Here is a 19,512-nt window from a genome sequence, read left to right as displayed (position 1 = left end):
CCCGGACCGGTGCGTTTTGCCGTTGTGCACCTGCGAAAAAAATAGCCTATCGGGCGGAACCAGACCCCCGCGGTCGCGGTTAGTCCTCTGGATCGGAGGATGCAATGCTGGGTGGGCGCGGGTTGCAGGCAATGAACGTCGAGCTCGTGAGCGATGCCTATGCGATCGCCGCGAATTATCTCCGCCGTTCCGGCGCAATCCCCGACACGCTCGTCACCAACGAACGCCTGCTCGAGATCATCATCAAGCTGCTCCAGCACGGCGAATTCAACAAGATCAGGCTCGCCAACAAGGCGATCGCCCGGTTCGAGACGCAGTCCGAGGCCCGCGCGGTTGCCTGATCAAGATTCCCAAGATTTGAGAGAACCAGAGGGTGCAATGGAAGCTGCCATCGACCGCATCATGCAGACCTATGACCTGCTCGCGAACCGCACCGCGGCGGCCAGCGAGGAGGCACGCGCAAAGGTGACGAACTACCTCAACACCCTGATGGAAGCGGGCGAGAGGGACCCGCACAGGTTGACGGTCTGCGGCTTGACCTATCTGCGCCAGCTCGACGGTAGCGTGGACCCGGTGAAGGCGGGGTATACCGGCTTATAGCTCTTTAGGGTCCAAAACGGGCGCTTCCGGGAGAATGGGGAGCGGAGGCGGTTCCAGAAGACCGCCCTGTCGCCCCAATCCCCGATCCCCACCATATCTGGCATAATTGCTGCGCCCGACCCGCAAATGCTTGGCCGGGGGCGGGCGATGTGGTAGATCGCGCGTGCTTCCGATCGCCACACCAGACCCGCCCGTAGCCCGCCAAAAGGCTGCGGCGGTGGAGATATTCGCAAGATGACCCTCGCAAAAACCGCCTCCGCGCCCGATTCGTTTTTCACCGCCTCGCTCGAGCAGGCCGACCCGGAAATCGCAGCCGCCATCAAGGGCGAGCTCGGCCGGCAGCGCCATGAGGTCGAGCTGATCGCCTCCGAGAACATCGTCAGCCGGGCCGTGCTGGAAGCGCAGGGTTCGGTGATGACCAACAAGTACGCGGAGGGTTATCCGGGTGCGCGCTATTACGGCGGTTGTGAGTGGGTCGACGTCGCCGAGAACCTCGCGATCGATCGCGCCAAGAAGCTGTTCGGCGCGAACTTCGCCAACGTGCAGCCGAACTCCGGCAGCCAGATGAACCAGGCGGTGTTTCTGGCACTGCTCCAGCCCGGCGACACCTTCATGGGCCTCGATCTTGCGGCTGGCGGCCATCTCACCCACGGCTCGCCCGTCAACATGAGCGGCAAGTGGTTCAAGGCCGCGCACTACACCGTGCGCCGCGAGGACCAGATCATCGACATGGACGCGGTTCAGAAGCAGGCTGAAGAGGTGAAGCCGAAGCTGATCGTCGCCGGCGGCTCGGCCTATTCGCGCGCCTGGGATTTCAAGCGTTTCCGCGAGATCGCGGACAGCGTCGGCGCGTATCTGCTGGTCGACATGGCGCACTTCGCCGGTCTCGTCGCCGGCGGCGTGCATGCTTCGCCGGTGCCGTATGCGCATGTCACCACGACCACGACGCACAAATCGCTGCGCGGTCCCCGCGGCGGCCTGATCCTCAGCAATGACGAGACGCTCGCCAAGAAGCTCAACTCGGCGATCTTCCCGGGTCTGCAGGGCGGCCCCTTGATGCACGTGATCGCGGCGAAGGCCGTTGCCTTCGGCGAGGCGCTGCGGCCGGACTTCAAGGTCTATGCCAAGAATGTCGTCGAGAACGCCAAGGCGCTGGCCGAGGCGATGAAGAGCCACGGCTTCGACATCGTCTCCGGCGGCACCGACAACCACCTGATGCTGGTCGACCTCCGGCCGAAGGGCCTGAAGGGCAACGTCTCGGAGAAGGCGCTGGTCCGTGCGGCCATCACCTGCAACAAGAACGGCATCCCGTTCGACCCCGAGAAGCCTTTCGTGACCTCGGGCCTGCGTCTCGGCACGCCCGCCGCGACCACCCGCGGCTTTGGCGTTGCCGAATTCCAGCAGGTCGGCGGCATGATCGCCGAGGTCCTGAACGCGATCGCGCAGTCCGACGACGGCAAGGCGCCGCTCGTGGAAGCCGCGATCAAGGAACGGGTCAAGGCGCTCACCGACCGGTTCCCGATCTACCAGTAAGGCCAAGGTAAACTGATCAAGGCAAGCGGATGCGGTGCCCGAACTGCAACAGTCTCGATACGCAGGTAAAGGACTCGCGTCCGACCGAGGACTCGTCCGTGATCCGCAGGCGGCGCGTGTGCGTCGCCTGCAATTTCCGTTTCACCACCTTCGAGCGCGTGCAGCTGCGCGAGCTCACGGTGATCAAGCGCAACGGCCGCCGCGTGCCGTTCGATCGCGACAAGCTGATGCGCTCGGTGCAGATTTCGTTGCGCAAGCGGCAGGTCGAACCCGAGCGGGTGGAGAAGATGGTCTCCACCATCGTGCGCGAGCTCGAGACCGGGGGCGAGGCCGAGATCTCTTCCGAGGTGATCGGCGAGACCGTGATGGAGCATCTGCGCACGCTCGACGACGTCGCCTATGTGCGGTTCGCCTCGGTGTACCGCAATTTCCGCGAAGCCAAGGATTTCGCCGACGTGCTCGGCGAGCTCTCCGGTGAGGAGGAAGCGCGGCTCGCCGCGATCCGCAAATGATCTTCCGCATCCTGGAAGATCAGTTCGCGCAGAAGGCCCGCGACGCCAAAGAGGCCGATCGCCGTTTCATGGAGCTTGCGCTCGCGCTGGGTCAGCGCGGGCAGGGGCGCACTTGGCCCAATCCGGCGGTGGGTGCCGTGATCGTCAAGGACGGCCTCATCGTCGGCCGCGGCTGGACGCAAGCAGGCGGGCGCCCGCATGGCGAGCCCGAAGCGTTGCGGCGCGCGGGCGAAGCGGCGTGGGGCGCCACGCTCTACGTCACGCTCGAGCCGTGCTCGCATTTCGGCAAGTCGCCGCCTTGCGCCGATGCGGTGATTGCGGCCGGCATCAAGCGCGTGGTGGCGGCGATCGAGGATCCCAATCCGGAAGTGGCGGGCCAGGGCCATGCGCGCCTGCGCGCCGCCGGCATCACGGTGGATGTCGGTCTTTGCGCGGCGGAGGCTGCGTTCGACCACGCCGGCCATTTTCGCCGCATCCGGGACAAGCGTCCGCATGTGATCCTGAAGTTCGCGGTCTCGCCCGACGGCAAGATCGGTGCGGCCGGCGGCAAGCCGCTCGCGATCACGGGGGAGGCGGCGCGCAATCGCGTGCATCTGCTCCGTGCGCAGAGCGACGCCATCCTGGTTGGTATCGGCACCGTGCTGGCGGATGATCCGCAGCTCAACTGCCGCCTGCCGGGCATGGCAGCGCGCTCGCCGGTGCGCGTGGTGCTCGACCGGAGCCTGCGTATCCCCGCATCGAGCCATCTCGTGCGCTCCGCACGCGAGACACCACTTTGGGTGATCGGTTCTGAACTTGCCGAAGCCGCGGCCGCGACCCGCCTTGGTGCGGCCGGTGCGCAAATCATGCGCATGCCGCCTGGCAGTGCATCCGGGCTCGATCTGGCGGCCGTGCTGCATGCGCTGGCCCAGAAGGGCATCACGCGGCTGATGGTCGAAGGCGGCAGCCGCGTTGCGGCTTCGTTCGTCGCGGCCGATCTCGCCGACGAAATCTGGCTGTTCCGCGGGGCGGAAGTGGTCGGCGAAGGCGGCGTCGATGCGCTCGATGCATTGCCCCTGTCGAAAATCACGCAGTCGCAGGCCTACAAGGTTCATGCTAGCGAGACATTCGACCACGATACTCTCACCATCTACGAGCGCGCGTAACATGTTCACCGGCATTGTCACCGATATCGGCGAGATCGTCAGCTTCACGCCGACGGCGCAGGGGCAATTGCACCGGCTGCGCATCGCCTGCAGCTACGATCAGACCACCATCGCCGATGGCGCCTCGATCGCCAGCAACGGCGTCTGCCTGACCGTGGTTGCGTCCGGCGTCGCGGACGGCAAGGATTCTACTCAAAAGACCTGGTATGACGTCGATGCGGCGGCGGAGACGCTGGCGCTGACGACGGCGAAGCACTGGAAGCTGGGCACCAAGCTCAACCTCGAGCGCGCGCTCAAGATCGGCGACGAGCTCGGTGGCCATATCGTCGCCGGCCATGCCGACGGCATCGCCACCATCGTCAGCCGCGAGGACCTGCCTGATATGGCGCGGTTCGTGCTCTCGACCACGCGCGAGCTGGCGCGGTTCATTGCCACCAAGGGCTCGATCACGCTCGACGGCGTCTCGCTGACGGTGAATACGGTCGACGACGTGACCTTTTCGGTGCTGATCATCCCGCACACGCTGACGGTCACGACCATCGGTGGCTGGAAGGCGGGGGCCGAAGTCAATATCGAGGTCGACCTGATGGCCCGCTACGCGGCCCGGCTGACGGAAATGAAGTGACGGCAGAGCCGTCATTTCGGGGCGGCTCGAAGAGCCGAACCCGGAATCTCGAGATTCCGGGTTCGATGCTTCGCATCGCCCCGGAATGACAGTTTCTAACTTGGCTTACGGACCTGCGGCGACTACATAGCGCCGACCCCTTTCGAAACGGATTGAACGATGGCAGACGCGCGGCGCGCACCCCTGAAGGACCAGACCGACATTTCCGGCGCACGCGCGCTGATTGTCGAGGCGCGGTTCTATGACGATCTCCAGGACGCGTTGCTGGACGGCGCGGTGGCCGAGCTGAAGGCGGCCGGCCTGACCCATGACGTGATCACGGTTCCCGGCGCGCTGGAGATCCCTGCGGCGGTGGCCATCGCGGTCGATGCCGCGGCGGCGAACGGCAAGCCCTATGACGCGGTGATCGCGCTTGGCTGCGTGATCCGCGGCGACACCATCCATTTCGAGATCGTCTCGCAGGAATCCTCGCGCGCGCTGATGGACCTCGCCGTGGCGCGAAAGCTGCCGCTCGGCAACGGCATCCTCACCGTCAACACCGAGGCGCAGGCCTGGGCGCGGGCGCGCGCCAGCGAGCTCAACAAGGGCGGTGATGCCGCGCGCGCGGCGCTTGCGATCCTGCGTATCAAACGCCGCCTGGCGCGGGCCTGAAGCCATGGCTGACACCAAGAAACCGGCGGGGCTTACGGAGAAGAAGGCGAACCGGCGCGGTGCGGCGCGGCTTGCGGCCGTCCAGGCGCTGTATCAGATGGATATCGCCGGCGCCGGCATCAATGACATCTTTGCCGAGTTCGAGAGCCACTGGCTCGGCAACGAGGTCGAGGGCGACACATATCTGCCGGCGGAAGCCGCCTTCTTCCGCGACGTCGTCTCCGGCGTCGTGCGCGACCAGAAGAAGCTCGATCCCCTGATCGACGAAGCACTGTCGAAGGGCTGGCCCTTGAAGCGGATCGAGGCGATCCTGCGCGCGGTGCTGCGGGCCGGGGCCTACGAGCTGGAGCACCGCAAGGACGTGCCGGGCCGTGTCGTCATCTCCGAATATGTCGACGTCGCCAATGCCTTCGTCGACCGCGAGGAGACCGGCATGGTCAACGCCGTGCTCGACCAGATCGGCCGCCAGTTTCGCGGCGACGAGTTCGGGCGGGGGTAGGACGGGACGATGACTTTGGCAGTAGCCGTCATCCTGAGGTGCCGTAGCGAAGCGGAGGCCTCGAAGGACGACGGCGTGCCACTGAAGGTGCACCTCGGCCGTGCATCCTTCGAGGCTCGCAAGAGCTCGCACCTCAGGATGACGGGTTTACTGTCGTGACACAGGACAGAGCACAGCCCTCCGCCGAAGACTCCCTCATCGCGCGCTATTTCAAGCCGCTGGCGACCGATCCCGGTGCGTTCGGGCTGGTCGACGACGCCGCGATCCTGTCCGCATCCGGCGATGACATCGTCGTCACCACCGATGCCGTGGTCGAGGGCGTGCATTATCTTGCCACTGATCCCGCCGACACCATCGCGCGCAAGGCGCTGCGGGTGAACCTGTCCGATCTCGCGGCCAAGGGCGCGGCGCCGGCCGGCTTCGTGCTGACGCTGGCGCTGCGCAGCAAGGAAGACTCCTGGCTCCAGCCGTTCGCGGACGCGCTCGGCGAGGACGCCAAGACGTTCGCCTGTCCGCTGCTCGGCGGCGACACCGTCTCGACGCCGGGACCGCAGATGATCTCGATCACCGCCTTCGGCCGCGTGCCGAAGGGACGGATGGTCGGCCGCACCGGCGCCAGGGCCGGCGACCGCATCCTGGTGACCGGCACGATCGGCGATGCCGCGCTCGGCCTCGACGTGCTTACCGGCGGCGCGGTGGCCGCGGCGCTCATGTCTGATCCCGCTGCACGGGATTTGCTGGTGTCGCGCTATCGCGTGCCGCAGCCGCGCAATGTGCTGGCGCAGGCGGTGCGCGATCATGCAACCGCGGCGATGGACGTCTCCGACGGGCTCGCCGGCGATCTGACGAAGCTCTGTGCTGCATCGGGCGTCTCGGCCACGGTCGAGGTGGCGAACGTGCCGCTCTCGGCCCCGGCCGCAAGCCTGATCGCGCGCAACGTTGTTGGTGTTGAGACGCTGCTGGCCGGAGGGGACGATTACGAGGTGCTCTGCACTGTTCCGTCGGCCCAAAGCGATGCGCTGATTGCAGCCGGTCGGGCCGTGGGCCTTGCCGTCACCGCCATCGGCACGATCATCGGGGGCGGGACGCCGCCGCGCTTCATTGACAGGCAGGGCCAGGAACTAACCCTGGAGCGGTTGTCCTACAGCCACTTCTAGGAATTGCTCCAAACCGGCGGCCAGACTCTCAAGGTTCGTCTAAATACCTGCCGAGATCGGTCTTTTCGGCCTCATCCGGCGTTGCACCCTCAATTTGATTTTGGCAAGCTTGTGACCGACTGGAGCCGCCCCTTCGGGAAAGGGGCGGCTTTGTTCAAAATCAAGGCGCCGCACCGCACGACGGACAACAAAAGGCGCCGGGGGTACATCAAGGATCTGAGGCAAAAATCACATGACAGCATTATGGTTGATAGTGCTCTGCGGAGTGCTTTCCGTCGTCTACGCGATTTGGGCGACGTCTTCGGTGTTGAGCGCGGATGCGGGGTCGCCGCGTATGCAGGAGATCGCAGGTGCGGTGCGCGAAGGCGCACAGGCTTATCTCCGGCGCCAGTACACCACGATCGGTATCGTCGGCATCGTCATCTTCTTGCTGCTTGCCTATTTCCTCGGCCTCTATGTCGCGATCGGTTTTGCCATCGGCGCCGTCCTGTCGGGGGCGGCCGGCTTCATCGGCATGAACGTCTCGGTCCGTGCCAATGTGCGCACCGCCCAGGCCGCGACGACGTCGCTCGCCGGCGGCCTCGAGCTCGCCTTCAAGGCGGGTGCCATCACCGGTCTTCTGGTGGCGGGCCTCGCACTGCTCGGCGTGACCCTCTATTTCGGCTTCCTGGTTCACTCGCTGAAGCTTGCGCCCGATAGCCGCACCGTGGTCGACGCCATGGTGGCACTCGGCTTCGGCGCCTCGCTGATCTCGATCTTCGCCCGTCTCGGCGGCGGCATCTTCACCAAGGGTGCGGACGTCGGCGGCGACCTCGTCGGCAAGGTCGAGGCCGGCATCCCCGAGGACGATCCGCGCAATCCCGCGACGATCGCCGACAACGTCGGCGACAATGTCGGCGATTGCGCCGGCATGGCCGCCGACCTGTTCGAGACCTATGCGGTGACCGCGGTCGCCACCATGGTGCTCGCGGCGATCTTCTTCGCCAAGACGCCGATCCTCGCCAACATGATGACGCTGCCGCTCGCCATCGGCGGCATCTGCATCATCACCTCGATCATCGGCACTTTCTTCGTCAAGCTCGGGCCGAGCCAGTCGATCATGGGCGCGCTCTACAAGGGCCTGATCGCAACCGGCATCCTGTCGCTGATCGGCATCGCCGGGGTGATCTATTCCCTGATCGGCTTCGGCAAGCTCGACGGCGTCGACTACACCGGCATGGCGCTGTTCGAATGCGGCGTGGTCGGCCTCGTCGTCACCGCGCTGATCATCTGGATCACCGAATACTACACCGGCACCGACTATCGTCCGGTGAAGTCGATCGCCCAGGCCTCGGTGACCGGCCACGGCACCAACGTGATCCAGGGGCTCGCCGTCTCGATGGAAGCGACCGCGCTGCCCGCGATCGTCATCATCGCCGGCATCCTCGTCACCTACAGCCTCGCCGGCCTGTTCGGCATCGCGATCGCGACCGCCACCATGCTGGCACTCGCCGGCATGGTCGTCGCGCTCGACGCCTTCGGCCCCGTCACCGACAACGCCGGTGGTATCGCCGAGATGGCGGGCCTGCCGAAGGAGGTGCGCAAGTCGACCGATGCGCTCGATGCGGTCGGCAACACCACCAAGGCGGTGACCAAGGGCTACGCGATCGGCTCCGCCGGTCTCGGTGCCCTCGTGCTGTTCGCCGCCTACAACGAAGACCTCAAGTTCTTCGTCGCGAACAAGACCCCGTACTTCGCCGGCGTCAATCCGGACTTCTCGCTCAACAACCCCTATGTGGTGGTGGGCCTGCTGTTCGGCGGCCTGCTGCCGTATCTGTTCGGCGCGATGGGCATGACCGCGGTGGGCCGTGCGGCCGGCGCGATCGTCGAGGAGGTCCGCCGTCAGTTCCGCGAGAAGCCGGGCATCATGCAAGGCACCGACAAGCCGGACTACGGCAAGGCCGTGGACCTGCTCACCAAGGCGGCAATCAAGGAGATGATCATCCCCTCGCTGCTTCCGGTGCTGTCGCCGATCGTCGTCTACTTCCTGATCTACGCGATCGCGGGTGGCGGCGCGGCCGGCAAGTCGGCGGCGTTCTCTGCCGTCGGCGCGATGCTGCTCGGCGTCATCGTGACGGGCCTGTTCGTCGCGATCTCCATGACCTCGGGCGGCGGCGCCTGGGACAACGCTAAGAAGTACATCGAGGACGGCCATTTCGGTGGCAAGGGCAGTGATGCCCACAAGTCGGCCGTCACCGGTGACACCGTCGGCGATCCCTACAAGGACACGGCGGGACCCGCGGTGAACCCGATGATCAAGATCACCAACATCGTGGCCTTGCTGCTGCTGGCGATCCTCGCGCACTGAGCGGCGATGTCGAGACAAGACAAAACCCCGCGGCGCGAGCCGCGGGGTTTTTGTTGTGTGCCGAGTATGAGCGACAGCTTGGAGGTGGAAGTCCTCTATCCAGCCTGATGGCGGCGAAGGATTAGCGAAGCGCAAGGGCGTCATCGTGAGGTGGGGTCTGAAGAAAGCGTGGAGCAAAGCCGCGGCCCGATGGACAAACACCGGATAACGAGGCCTACCCGGCCGGACGAGCGAGCAATTGATCGCGAAGTCCAAGGTCATCAAAGGTCGGGGTGGTAAATTCGGCGGGCGTGCGGTGAAGGCGGTCGGTCTTACCTCGGGAGGTCTGCGCTGTGTCTCGGCAACGAGACTGAGACCGTCGCAAGACGGCCTGACCGCAGCGCAGAAGTCAGCCGAGGGCGTAGTAGGCGGCAGCGCGCCGCTGAAGGCCTGAACGGTGGAAGTGGTCAGTAGAGCGGCGATCTCGTGCGAGCCATGCGGCAGAAGAATCAGGTCGAGCTGAACTTGAGCCCCGGAGCGGAGGGTGAAGCCCGAAGCGCCGGCGCCCGAGAGCCTGAAGCGCGTGCGGCGGAAGTCTGTCTCGAACGCCCGGCGGTCGCAGGACCGTCGATGGAAGACGTTGTCGAGAGTGAGAATCTGAAGGCAGCGTTGGCGCAAGTAAAGCGCAACAAGGGCGCGGCGGGCGTCGACGGGATGACCGTCGGCGAGCTGTCAGCCCACCTGAAGGAGCACTGGCCTGCGATCCGAGCCCAGTTGCTTGACGGCACCTACAAGCCACAGCCGGTGCGGCGGGTGGAGATACCGAAGGCGTCGGGCGGCCTGCGGCCGCTCGGCATTCCGACGGTGCTCGACCGCTTGATCCAGCAGGCGGTGATGCAGGTGCTGCAGGCGGATTGGGATAGGACGTTCGCCGAGACGAGCTTCGGCTTTCGGCCGGGGCGCTCGGCACATCGGGCGGTGGAACGGGCGCAGGCGTACATTGCGGCCGGCCACAGCATCGTGGTGGACATCGACCTGGAGAAGTTCTTTGACCGGGTCAACCACGACATCCTGATGGGACTGGTTGCCAAGCGGGTTGCTGACAAGCGCATCCTGAAGCTCATCCGCGCCTTCCTGAATGCGGGTGTGTTGGAAGGAGGGCTGGTCAGTCCGACGGAAGAGGGCACGCCGCAGGGCGGTCCGCTCTCGCCGCTGTTGTCGAACCTGATGCTGGATGTGCTGGACAAGGAACTGGAGAAGCGCGGCCACCGCTTCGTGCGTTACGCCGACGACTGCAACATCTACGTGCGCAGTCAGCGGGCGGGCGAACGGGTGCTGGCTGGCGTCGAGAGGTTCCTCGAAAAGCGCCTCAAGCTCAAGATCAACAAAGCGAAGAGCGCGGTTGCCAAACCGAGTGTTCGCAAGTTCCTGGGCTTCAGCTTCACCGGCGGGCAAGAACCGCGGCGGCGCATCGCGCCGCAGGCACTCGCCCGCTTCAAGGCGAAGGTTCGGGAGCTCACGCGACGCACGCGTGGTCGATGCCTCGTGCAGATCGCCAAAGAACTGTCGACCTACCTGATTGGGTGGCACGGCTACTTCGGCTTCTGTCAAACCCCGTCGGTGTTGCGCGTGCTTGACCAGTGGATCAGGCGACGGTTGCGCGCCGTTGCCTGGAAGCAATGGAAGTATGGACCCGCTCGCTTTGCCGAGTTGCGACGCCGCGGCGTCGGCCGGGATCTGGCGGCGCAAACCGCCGGCAGCCCACGTGGCCCTTGGCGGCTCGCGAACAGCCCCGCGCTCACCATTGCTCTGCCAAACGGCTTCTTTGCCTCACTCGGCTTGGCTTCCGTCGCGGCACGGCGACCCGCATAATCCGCTGAACCGCCGGATACGGACCCGTATGTCCGGTGGTGTGGGAGGGGCGGAGCCGCGAGGCTTCCCCCTATCCCGATTTTCACCGTCGTCATTCCGGGGCGATGCGCAGCATCGAATCCGGAATCTCGAGATTCCGGGTTCGGCTCTTTCGAGCCGCCCCGGAATGACGCTGCGCGTCACTGCACATCCATCTGCAGGCCTTCCTTCTGGATGATGCCGGCGAACTTCTTCGTCTCGGCGTCCACGAAGTCGGTGAACTGCTGCGGGGTGCCGTAATCGGCGCGGGCGCCCATGGCGGCGATCTGCTTCTTGATGTCGTCGCGCTCCAGCATTGCCTTGACCTGGAGATTGAGCGCCTCGAGGACGGGTGCGGGCACGCCCTTTGGCAGGAAGACCGCGAACCATGACGACACGTCGAAGTTCGCAAGCTCCGGCGCGCTCTCGCGCATGGTCGGCAGGTTGGGCGCGAGGTCGCTGCGTTCGGGCGTGGTGACGCAGAGGCCGGTGAGGGTGCCGTTCTGCACCTGCGGCAGGCTCGGATAGAGATTGTCAAACAGGATCTGGATGTCGCCCGCGAGCGCAGCCTGGAGCGCGGGGCCCGCGCCGCGGAACGGGATGTGCGTCATCTTCAGGCCGGTCAGCTGGAGGAACCAGGCGCCGGTGAGATGAGGGCTCTGGCCGACGCCGGAGGAGGCGTAGCTGAGCTTGTCCGGATTGGCCTTCAGGTACGCGATCAGCTCGACGACCGACTTGATGCCGGTCTTCGGATGGGCCGACACGATGTTCGGGATCCGGATCATGTTGGAGACCGGCTGGAGCTGGTCCGGCTTGTAGGTCAGGTTCTTGAAGATGCTGTAGGCGATCGCATTCGGGCCGGGGTTGCCGACCAGGATGGTGTGACCATCAGGCTTGGCGCGGACGGCCTCGGCCGTGCCGATCGTACCTCCGCCGCCGGAGCGGTTCTCCACGACGGCCGACTGGCCCCAGGCTGTTTGCAGATGCGCGGCCAAGAGCCGGCCCATGACATCGGTCGAGCCGCCGGCCGCTGCCGGCACGATAAGGCGGACGTTTTCGGTGGGCTTCCAGTCCGCCAGGCTCGATCGCGGCAGGATCGCTGTGGCCGAAAGGCCGGCAGCACCGGCAAGCACGCGACGGCGGGACAATAAACGCTGAGGCACGAATCCACTCCCTGCTTCTTGTTTTGCAGGGAGCGTAGGGAACCCGGCGTGCAACGGCAAGCCGCAACCGGCGGCACGACGCCGCAGGCTAGAGCCATTTCCGTTCCGATGAATCGGAACGGGGCTCTAGATTTTTGTTTTGACGCGTTTTCTTGACGCGAACCGGCGTCCACTTCGCTCGAAAACGCTCTCAGGGCTCAGTTAAAGCTGAGCAGCTTGAAGATCGGCGTGAGGTAGCTCATCTCCTGGCCCGATGTCGGCGTGGTGCGGCTGATGAAGTCGAAGATCTTGCCGTCCTGCAGGCCGTAATTCGCCAGCCGGCGCACGCGCCGGTTCTTGTCGAAATAGATCGCGATCACGCGCTGATCGACCACCCTCTGGTTCATGAAGGCGACCATCCGCTCCGAGCGCTGCGAGATGTAGTAGAACACCTCGCCGTCGAGGGTCGCGACCGTGGAGGGCGTGCCCATCACGATCAGCACCTGGTCCTGGCTCGCGCCGATCGGGATCTGCTCCAGCGCGCCGGGCGGCAGGATGTAACCCTTCTGGAATTGCTCGCCGGTGCAGCCCGCGAGTGCGGCGCCGACCAGGGTCGCGGCCGCGAGCATGCGCAGGCCGCGCCAGCGTGCGTGAAGGCCGCGCCGCTTGTCCGCGCGCAGGCCAGTCTGGTTCATTATCGTCATAGCGGAACTGATTCCGTCCCCTTGCGTCGCGCGAGGCGCTGAAGTACCGGGCGGAGGCTCTGAATGCAACACGCGCGCGCCCGCTTGCGGAAACCACAATGCTTTGGCCGTTCAATCACTTCAGGAAACCCCGGCTAACCCCGCCAGGCACCATTGAAGCCATCTATGGCATGATCGTGACGCAGGCGCGAGAACCCATATTTTACCGCGACTTGGGCGTGCCGGATACGGTTAACGGTCGTTTCGACCTGTTGCTGCTGCATCTGTGGCTGCTCTTGCGCCGCCTGCGCACGGTTCAGGGCGCCACGGAGCTGTCGCAGGCGCTGTTCGATCGCTTCTGCGAGGACATGGACGACAATCTGCGCGAGATGGGCGTGGGCGACCAGACCGTCCCGAAGCGGATGCGCGCCTTCGGCGAGGCATTTTACGGCCGGGTCCAGGCTTACGACCAGGCCATGGACGGCGGTGGCGAGGCGCTGGCGGCGGCGATCTGCAAGAATATCTTGAATGGCGCCGGCATGGACCAGGCTCGGCAGCTCGCGGCCTATGCCAGGGCCACCGAGGCCGATCTTGGCCGAACCGGCGAGGCCGCACTGCTCGGTGCGTCCTTCAAATTTCCCCCGGCGTTCAGGGAGGGTGTCACGCCATGAGCCGACCCAACACGACATCCTCGCCCGATCCCTGGCGGGCGCCGGTCATCGTCGCGCAGATCCCCGACACCGGCCTGCATCGCGAGCTCGAGGCATCGGCCGCCGAGCGGCAGGCCATGGCGGATGTCGCTGGCGTCCGGGAGATCCTGTCCGCTCACGCCAGCTTCGACGTCGTGCCGAAGAGCGGCGGCCGGGTCCAGGTCACGGGGCAGGTCCGCGCCCGGGTCGGCCAGACCTGCGTGGTCACGCTCGATCCGATCGAGAGCGAGATCGACGAGGAGGTGGACCTGATGTTCGCCCCCGAGGCCGAGGCGCGGCGCCTCGCCGACCTGATCGAGGAGGGGCAGGACGACGAGGAGCCGCCGCAGGTCGTCGATCCGCCGGAGGCCATCATCAACGGCGTCATCGACCTCGGCCGGCTCGCCACCGATGCCCTGTTCCTGGCGATCGATCCCTATCCGCGCAAGGAGGGGGCCGTGTTCGAGGCGGAGGTCACCGCCCCCGATCCGGAGGACCATCCGTTCGCGGCGCTGAAGGCGCTGCAGGACAATAAAAAGGACCAGTAGAGGCCGATTCCCCGTAAGACCGCTGCCATGGCGCTGCAGGCGTTTGCGGCGGTGGTTTGAGAGTCGGATTTATCTGTTTGATTTCTATACGTTTCCGGCGCATTCGCCGGGTCCGTGGCCGGATCGCCCTGAATGCAAAAGGCTGGGGGCAAGAGGTTGTTTCGGGATAACAAAACGCTATTGTCGCGCCCCGGTCCGGGTGCGGCGTGGCGCTTGGCCGGTCGCCATGTCCATGGCGAACCCATATGCGGCCCCGCTCGTTCATGACCGCACCAGACCAGGTTTCCAGGACTTTCATGCCTAGCAAGGTTCGCATCGCGCTTGACGCCATGGGGGGCGACGACGGCGCCGCCGTGGTCATTCCAGGCGCGGCCATCTCGCTTGGCAGGCATCGCGACACCGAGTTCCTGCTGGTCGGGGACCGGGCCAGGATCGAGCCCGAGCTAGAGAAGCATCCCCAACTCAAGGCCGCATCGAGGATCGTCCATACCGACGTCGCCGTCAGTGGCTCGGACAAGCCGAGCCAGGCGCTGCGCCGCGGCCGCAAGACCTCCTCGATGTGGCTTGCCATCGACGCCGTGAAGAAGGGCGAGGCGGATGTCGCAGTTTCCGCCGGCAATACCGGCGCGCTGATGGCGATGTCGCGCTTCCACCTGCGCACGCCGCCGGGCATCGACCGTCCGGCGATCACGGGGATATGGCCGACCAAGCGCGGCGAATCCGTCGTGCTCGACCTCGGCGCCACCATCGGCGGCGATGCGCACCATCTGGTGGCGCTCGCGCTCATGGGCGCAGCGATGGCGAGCGTGCTGTTCGACAAGAAACGCCCCACGGTCGGGCTCCTCAATATCGGAACCGAGGAGATCAAGGGGCACGAGGAGATCCGTGAGGCCGGGGAAATCCTGCGTGCCAGAAATCTGCCGGAGCTGGACTATATCGGCTTCGTCGAGGGCGACAGCATCGGCAAGGGGCTGGCCGACGTCATCGTGACCGAAGGTTTCAGCGGCAATATTGCCTTGAAGGCCGCCGAGGGAACCGCGCGGCAGATGGCGGAATTACTCCGCAACGAGATGCAGCGGAGCTGGTTGTCCAAGCTCGGTTATCTCTTTGCGCGCAGCGCCTTCCAGGCCCTGCGGGACAAGATGGACCCCAACAAGTCCAATGGTGGCGTGTTCCTGGGGCTCAACGGACTGGTGGTTAAAAGCCACGGCGGAACCAGCGCCGAAGGCTTTGCCTATGCGATCGATGTTGGCTATGAGATGGCTCACTACGATCTCCTGAACAAGATCAATCAGATGCTCAACCGCGAGGGTGGTGCACTCAGTTCCGTGCAGGCCGCGCAGGAGGCTGTTTCGTGACGAAGATTCGTTCGGTCGTGCTTGGCTGCGGCTCCTACCTGCCGGAGCAGGTGGTGACCAACGCCCAATTGGCGGCGCGTATCGACACCTCCGACGAGTGGATCGTCCAGCGCACCGGCATTCGCGAGCGGCACATTGCGGCCGAGGGCGAGTTCACCTCGCACCTGGCGATCAAGGCGGCGCAGGCGGCGCTCACCGATGCCGGCGTGGACGCGCAGTCGATCGAGCTGATCGTCCTGGCAACCTCGACGCCTGACAACACGTTCCCGGCAACGGCGGTCGCCGTGCAGCACGGCCTCGGCATCAACCATGGTGCGGCCTTCGACCTTCAGGCGGTATGCTCCGGCTTCGTGTTCGCGCTCGCGACCGCCGATAATTTCCTGCGCACCGGCGCCTACAAGCGCGCGCTGGTGATCGGCGCCGAAACCTTCTCGCGCATCCTCGACTGGAACGACCGCGGCACCTGCGTGCTGTTCGGCGACGGTGCCGGCGCTGTCGTGCTGGAGGCGCAGGAGCAGCCGGGCAATGCCGCGACCGACCGCGGCATCGTCACCACGCATCTGCGCTCGGACGGCCGCCACAAGGCAAAGCTGTTCGTCGACGGCGGGCCGTCCTCGACCCAGACCGTCGGCCATCTGCGCATGGAGGGCCGCGAGGTCTTCAAGCATGCGGTCGGCATGATCACCGACGTGATCGTCGATGCCTTCCAGGCGACCGGGCTCAATGCCGACAGCATCAACTGGTTCGTGCCGCACCAGGCCAACAAGCGAATCATCGACGCGTCCGCCCACAAGCTGCACATCGCGCCGGAGAAGGTGGTGCTGACGGTGGACCGTCACGGCAACACCTCGGCCGCCTCGATTCCCCTGGCGCTGGCCGTGGCGCGCAAGGACGGCCGCATCAAGAAGGGCGACCTGGTCCTCCTGGAAGCGATGGGCGGCGGCTTCACCTGGGGCTCGGCGCTGGTGCGCTGGTAGCGCCACAGTCGATAAAATTTTGCCGGAATCAGCGCCGATTATCGATGCGTCTGCATTGATGAGCGCTGTTGACCGCCGTATCGTAACCTCATAATTTCAGACAACAATTGTTCGCCGTGATGTGGGGCAGGGCGATGACCGATCAAAGTAAAACCGTAACGCGTGTCGATCTCTGCGAAGCCGTCTACCAGAAGGTGGGGCTGTCGCGGACGGAGTCGTCCGCGTTCGTGGAACTCGTGCTGAAGGAGATCACCGACTGCCTGGAGAAGGGCGAGACGGTGAAGCTGTCCTCGTTCGGCTCCTTCATGGTGCGCAAGAAGGGTCAGCGTATCGGCCGCAATCCGAAGACCGGCACCGAGGTGCCGATCTCGCCGCGCCGCGTCATGGTGTTCAAGCCGTCGGCGATCCTGAAGCAGCGGATCAACGCGCAGCACCGGACCAACGGCGACGGCAGCAAGGTTCAACCCGAGGCGTAATCGCCTTTCGGATAAGGATTTGGCATTTGGACAAGGCGCCGGATGCGTTCCGAACCATCAGCGAAGTAGCGCAGGAACTCGACATTCCGCAGCACGTGCTGCGGTTCTGGGAGACCCGCTTCTCCCAGATCAAGCCGATGAAGCGCAGCGGCGGCCGCCGCTATTACCGCCCCGACGACGTCGACCTGCTCAAGGGCATCCGCCGGCTGCTCTACGGGGAAGGCTACACCATCCGCGGGGTGCAGCGGATCCTCAAGGAGCACGGCGTCAAATCGGTGCAGGGTCTCGCCGACGGCGCGGCCGCGGTCTCGTTCGGGGCCATCGAGGACGCCATCGGCGCGAGCCTGATGGAGCCGGACGACGAGGGCCCCATCAAGGGCATCGCCGACGCCGACGATGACGATTACCAGGGCGATGAGGAGGAAGGCATCGACTTCCGCTTCACCGAGGTCGACGACGAGGAAATCCTCACCACCTTCCGCAAGGGCGGCACCGCCGCCGCGCCGGCCGGCCCCAGCGCGCTGGACCGGGAGCGCTTGGGACGGGCACTCGCCGACCTCGTCGCCTGCCGGGAGATGCTGGATGAGGCGCTGAAGGACGGGTAGGGGGCGGTCCGCCCGGCTTTGCGGCCAGTTCCGGGGGCTTTGGGCTTCCGATTGAGAGAGGGCCCAAAATGGTGTGGCCTCGCCTTGCGCAAAGCGACGATCCTAGCTAATGGAACGACGTTCGGAGCGTGGCGCAGCCCGGTTAGCGCACTAGTCTGGGAGACTAGGGGTCGGAGGTTCAAATCCTCTCGCTCCGACCAAAATTTCAAACGAAATCAATCTCTTATTACTGACTCGTGTTTCATGCCTTGCCCGGAAAAATTGCTGGGGCAAGGCTGGGGCAAGGATTTGTTGAGACCTTCTTATCTTCAGGACATTGGGGCCCGCGATTCGGTCCGTGGCCGCATAGCCAGTCCTGGCGGCATTGGGCTCGTGGATTCGCCTCGCTGAAAGCGCGACCGCGACCAAACTTCTCAGCTGTTCATCGACGAACGTTCAACGGGCGCGCTACTTGCGGCGTCGGCACAAAAACTGAATAAATCGCGGCATGGGAGTGGTGGAGTGGGTTCGCAACCCTTAATCCATCTTGGGGGACCGGCTAGATGGCGGCTGACGACAGCCAACAACTGTTCTTCGATGAGAGATTTCTTGAGCGTCATGCCGGCTCGATAATTGTCGACCCCAGCGTGGCGATCGTTGAACTGGTCGCGAACGCCTGGGACGCCTGGGCTACCCACGTCGATATCGTTTGGCCTGAGCGCGGTTCCGGCGTTGAGTTCTCCATCCGTGACAACGGCAAGGGGATGACCGAGCGGCAATTCCGGCGACGATGGATGACCATCGATTACAACCGGATGTCCGATGAGGGCAGGCAATCTGCACCCCCGCCGGAACTGTCGTCACTGCGGCCCCGGGAAGCCTATGGACGCAACGGAAAAGGTAGGCATGCGGCTTTTCGCTTCGGCGATGCCTATCGCGTTCGAACTTGGCGAGATGGCGCGGAGGTTCTCTTCGAGGTCCGCCGCGGTGAAGCTCAAGCACTGCCGTTTGTCGTCACGCTCATCGAGAGCCGGTCGGACGTAGAAGGTCACGGCACCGAGATTCAATCGGCTGGCAGCTCCGGTATGGTCATGACCGCTGAAGAGGCGCGGGAGGTGATCGGAGCGCGATTCCTTGCCGATCCCAACTTCGCGGTTGCGATCAACGGGACCAAAGTCACCTTCGATGACATCCCGAAGGATCAGCGCCAAGAGATCAAAGTTGACGTTCCCGGGTATGGCGTCGTGCACCTCATCGTGATCGACACGCAAAAGGCTGACCGTACCACGCGGCAGCACGGCATTGCGTGGCTGGTCAACAACCGGTTGGTCGGTAAGGCGGGCTGGCTGGGCTTCGATCAAGCTCGGCTTTTGGACGGTCGCAGCAGCGAAGCGAAGCGCTTTCTGTTTATCGTTGATGCGGAGTTTTTGAAGGATGTCGTCCTTCCCGATTGGTCAGCCTTCGACCCTACAAGCGACGCTTGGCTTGCTAGTCAAGCTGCTGTCCACAATCGCATACGGGAGGTGCTGGCAGGTGTCAGCGCCGATCGCCGTCGCGCTACTAAAGAGAGCATCCGCGACACGTTTGAAAACACGGTGTCGAAGTTACCCCCGGTGGGGCGGGACCGCTGGAACTCGTTCGTTGATAAGGTGGTCGATACCTGCCCGACTATTTCCGTGGATGCCATCGAACAGGTCTCGGGGGTGTTGGCAAACCTTGAGCTTTCCACCTCCAAATATGAGTTGATCGCGAAGCTTCACGACATGAAGCCGGGTGGGCACTTCGCTGCTTTGATCGAGCTGTCTGTGAGTTTGGGCATCTGTGAACATTGCTTGAGCTGCCGCCCTAGTCCCGTGCGGAAATCCTTGCCCCGGGGCAAGGAATTGTCGGGATAGGGTGGTACGCCATGAGACGTTGGGAGACGTTAAGTGATTGGATTTACTTTGGAAGTTTATCCTAACACGTCTCGCAACGTTCTGCAAATGTTCTCAATTTTTCGCCTGGGAGACTAGGGGTCGGAGGTTCAAATCCTCTCGCTCCGACCAAATTCCTCAAGAATCAAATTCCTTTCCGGGCCGTCGGTTTACCGCGGGCCGGCCGTTTGCGGTTGATTTTGC

Annotated in this window: 20 protein-coding genes and 1 tRNA gene; 19 read left to right on the top strand and 2 right to left on the bottom strand. The window is 64.6% G+C overall.

Translation table 11 applies throughout. The annotated features are described in order from the left end of the window. Nucleotides 1–104: 104 nt before the first annotated feature. The 11 genes from ACVJ19_RS32900 to ltrA all read left to right on the top strand — a co-directional run bounded on the left by ACVJ19_RS32900 (nt 105) and on the right by ltrA (nt 10,920). Nucleotides 105–341 carry a hypothetical protein gene (locus ACVJ19_RS32900; RefSeq protein ID WP_453953259.1) on the top strand — a complete coding sequence of 79 codons (237 nt, stop codon included), beginning with the start codon at nt 105–107 and terminating at the stop codon, nt 339–341. Nucleotides 342–378: 37 nt separating this feature from the next. Continuing rightward, nucleotides 379–600 (top strand): hypothetical protein, encoded by a 222-nt coding sequence (locus ACVJ19_RS32895; protein WP_453953258.1) that lies wholly within the window; start codon nt 379–381, stop codon nt 598–600. Nucleotides 601–834: 234 nt separating this feature from the next. After that, nucleotides 835–2,133, top strand: a complete 1,299-nt coding sequence (gene glyA, locus ACVJ19_RS32890) for a serine hydroxymethyltransferase (protein WP_145680152.1) — start codon at nt 835–837, stop codon at nt 2,131–2,133. A 29-nt stretch (nt 2,134–2,162) separates the two neighbouring features. Continuing rightward, nucleotides 2,163–2,645, top strand: coding sequence for a transcriptional regulator NrdR (gene nrdR / locus ACVJ19_RS32885; protein WP_011087793.1), 483 nt, complete (start codon nt 2,163–2,165; stop codon nt 2,643–2,645). Beyond that, a complete protein-coding gene (ribD, locus tag ACVJ19_RS32880; RefSeq protein ID WP_453953257.1) occupies nt 2,642–3,790 on the top strand; it encodes a bifunctional diaminohydroxyphosphoribosylaminopyrimidine deaminase/5-amino-6-(5-phosphoribosylamino)uracil reductase RibD in 1,149 nt (382 codons plus the stop codon). The genes nrdR and ribD overlap by 4 nt, the downstream gene beginning before the upstream one ends. A 1-nt stretch (nt 3,791) precedes the next feature. Beyond that, a complete protein-coding gene (locus ACVJ19_RS32875; protein ID WP_453953256.1) occupies nt 3,792–4,415 on the top strand; it encodes a riboflavin synthase in 624 nt (207 codons plus the stop codon). Between the two features lie 159 nt (nt 4,416–4,574). Then, on the top strand, nt 4,575–5,066 hold the full coding sequence (gene ribH, locus ACVJ19_RS32870) for a 6,7-dimethyl-8-ribityllumazine synthase (protein ID WP_453953255.1): 492 nt from the start codon (nt 4,575–4,577) through the stop codon (nt 5,064–5,066). Between the two features lie 4 nt (nt 5,067–5,070). Further along, nucleotides 5,071–5,565, top strand: a complete 495-nt coding sequence (nusB, locus tag ACVJ19_RS32865) for a transcription antitermination factor NusB (RefSeq protein ID WP_453953254.1) — start codon at nt 5,071–5,073, stop codon at nt 5,563–5,565. 155 nt (nt 5,566–5,720) lie between these two features. Next, nucleotides 5,721–6,722 (top strand): thiamine-phosphate kinase, encoded by a 1,002-nt coding sequence (gene thiL, locus ACVJ19_RS32860; protein ID WP_453953253.1) that lies wholly within the window; start codon nt 5,721–5,723, stop codon nt 6,720–6,722. A gap of 232 nt (nt 6,723–6,954) precedes the next feature. Next, nucleotides 6,955–9,069 (top strand): sodium-translocating pyrophosphatase, encoded by a 2,115-nt coding sequence (locus ACVJ19_RS32855; RefSeq protein ID WP_453953252.1) that lies wholly within the window; start codon nt 6,955–6,957, stop codon nt 9,067–9,069. A gap of 474 nt (nt 9,070–9,543) precedes the next feature. After that, the gene (gene ltrA, locus ACVJ19_RS32850) at nt 9,544–10,920 is read left to right on the top strand and encodes a group II intron reverse transcriptase/maturase (RefSeq protein ID WP_028144467.1); all 1,377 of its coding nucleotides are present in this window, start codon (nt 9,544–9,546) and stop codon (nt 10,918–10,920) included. A gap of 179 nt (nt 10,921–11,099) precedes the next feature. Here ltrA and ACVJ19_RS32845 read toward each other — a convergent pair whose 3' ends face one another. Then, entirely contained in the window at nt 11,100–12,101 is a 1,002-nt protein-coding gene (locus tag ACVJ19_RS32845) for a Bug family tripartite tricarboxylate transporter substrate binding protein (RefSeq protein ID WP_453953251.1), read from the bottom strand. A 197-nt stretch (nt 12,102–12,298) separates the two neighbouring features. Further along, nucleotides 12,299–12,784, bottom strand: a complete 486-nt coding sequence (locus ACVJ19_RS32840; protein WP_453953250.1) for an outer membrane protein assembly factor BamE — start codon at nt 12,782–12,784, stop codon at nt 12,299–12,301. Nucleotides 12,785–12,882: 98 nt separating this feature from the next. Between ACVJ19_RS32840 and ACVJ19_RS32835 the strand changes: the two genes are divergently transcribed. The 8 genes from ACVJ19_RS32835 to ACVJ19_RS32800 all read left to right on the top strand — a co-directional run bounded on the left by ACVJ19_RS32835 (nt 12,883) and on the right by ACVJ19_RS32800 (nt 19,290). Then, nucleotides 12,883–13,434, top strand: a complete 552-nt coding sequence (locus tag ACVJ19_RS32835; RefSeq protein WP_453953248.1) for a ubiquinol-cytochrome C chaperone family protein — start codon at nt 12,883–12,885, stop codon at nt 13,432–13,434. Beyond that, nucleotides 13,431–14,000, top strand: coding sequence for a YceD family protein (locus ACVJ19_RS32830; protein ID WP_453953247.1), 570 nt, complete (start codon nt 13,431–13,433; stop codon nt 13,998–14,000). The genes ACVJ19_RS32835 and ACVJ19_RS32830 overlap by 4 nt, the downstream gene beginning before the upstream one ends. 296 nt (nt 14,001–14,296) lie before the next feature. Then, on the top strand, nt 14,297–15,358 hold the full coding sequence (gene plsX, locus ACVJ19_RS32825) for a phosphate acyltransferase PlsX (protein ID WP_453953246.1): 1,062 nt from the start codon (nt 14,297–14,299) through the stop codon (nt 15,356–15,358). Then, complete coding sequence (locus tag ACVJ19_RS32820) at nt 15,355–16,335, top strand: beta-ketoacyl-ACP synthase III (RefSeq protein WP_453953245.1); 981 nt, start codon at nt 15,355–15,357, stop codon at nt 16,333–16,335. The genes plsX and ACVJ19_RS32820 overlap by 4 nt, the downstream gene beginning before the upstream one ends. Before the next feature lie 134 nt (nt 16,336–16,469). Continuing rightward, nucleotides 16,470–16,811: an integration host factor subunit alpha gene (locus ACVJ19_RS32815; protein ID WP_026311906.1), complete on the top strand. Its 342-nt coding sequence runs from the start codon at nt 16,470–16,472 to the stop codon at nt 16,809–16,811. 26 nt (nt 16,812–16,837) lie between these two features. Further along, nucleotides 16,838–17,416, top strand: a complete 579-nt coding sequence (locus ACVJ19_RS32810) for a MerR family transcriptional regulator (RefSeq protein WP_453953244.1) — start codon at nt 16,838–16,840, stop codon at nt 17,414–17,416. A 122-nt stretch (nt 17,417–17,538) separates the two neighbouring features. Beyond that, nucleotides 17,539–17,616, top strand: a tRNA-Pro gene (locus ACVJ19_RS32805). Nucleotides 17,617–17,958: 342 nt separating this feature from the next. After that, on the top strand, nt 17,959–19,290 hold the full coding sequence (locus ACVJ19_RS32800; RefSeq protein ID WP_453953242.1) for an ATP-binding protein: 1,332 nt from the start codon (nt 17,959–17,961) through the stop codon (nt 19,288–19,290). Nucleotides 19,291–19,512: the final 222 nt, after the last annotated feature.

This window comes from Bradyrhizobium sp. USDA 376 (assembly GCF_054063675.1).
Note: the sequence above shows the minus strand (reverse complement) of the source record. Positions and strands in the feature narration are given on the sequence as shown.

Bases quoted from the DNA above. Each gene is read 5' to 3' on its own strand.
- ACVJ19_RS32815 (WP_026311906.1), top strand. From the start codon at position 16,470: ATGACCGATCAAAGTAAAACCGTAACGCGTGTCGATCTCTGCGAAGCC.
- ACVJ19_RS32800 (WP_453953242.1), top strand. From the start codon at position 17,959: ATGGCGGCTGACGACAGCCAACAACTGTTCTTCGATGAGAGATTTCTT.
- ribH (WP_453953255.1), top strand. From the start codon at position 4,575: ATGGCAGACGCGCGGCGCGCACCCCTGAAGGACCAGACCGACATTTCC.
- ACVJ19_RS32835 (WP_453953248.1), top strand. From the start codon at position 12,883: ATGCTTTGGCCGTTCAATCACTTCAGGAAACCCCGGCTAACCCCGCCA.
- ACVJ19_RS32830 (WP_453953247.1), top strand. From the start codon at position 13,431: ATGAGCCGACCCAACACGACATCCTCGCCCGATCCCTGGCGGGCGCCG.
- ACVJ19_RS32875 (WP_453953256.1), top strand. From the start codon at position 3,792: ATGTTCACCGGCATTGTCACCGATATCGGCGAGATCGTCAGCTTCACG.
- nusB (WP_453953254.1), top strand. From the start codon at position 5,071: ATGGCTGACACCAAGAAACCGGCGGGGCTTACGGAGAAGAAGGCGAAC.
- ltrA (WP_028144467.1), top strand. From the start codon at position 9,544: ATGCGGCAGAAGAATCAGGTCGAGCTGAACTTGAGCCCCGGAGCGGAG.
- nrdR (WP_011087793.1), top strand. From the start codon at position 2,163: ATGCGGTGCCCGAACTGCAACAGTCTCGATACGCAGGTAAAGGACTCG.
- ACVJ19_RS32855 (WP_453953252.1), top strand. From the start codon at position 6,955: ATGACAGCATTATGGTTGATAGTGCTCTGCGGAGTGCTTTCCGTCGTC.
- plsX (WP_453953246.1), top strand. From the start codon at position 14,297: ATGCCTAGCAAGGTTCGCATCGCGCTTGACGCCATGGGGGGCGACGAC.
- ACVJ19_RS32840 (WP_453953250.1), bottom strand. From the start codon at position 12,784: ATGACGATAATGAACCAGACTGGCCTGCGCGCGGACAAGCGGCGCGGC.
- ACVJ19_RS32900 (WP_453953259.1), top strand. From the start codon at position 105: ATGCTGGGTGGGCGCGGGTTGCAGGCAATGAACGTCGAGCTCGTGAGC.
- glyA (WP_145680152.1), top strand. From the start codon at position 835: ATGACCCTCGCAAAAACCGCCTCCGCGCCCGATTCGTTTTTCACCGCC.
- ACVJ19_RS32895 (WP_453953258.1), top strand. From the start codon at position 379: ATGGAAGCTGCCATCGACCGCATCATGCAGACCTATGACCTGCTCGCG.
- ribD (WP_453953257.1), top strand. From the start codon at position 2,642: ATGATCTTCCGCATCCTGGAAGATCAGTTCGCGCAGAAGGCCCGCGAC.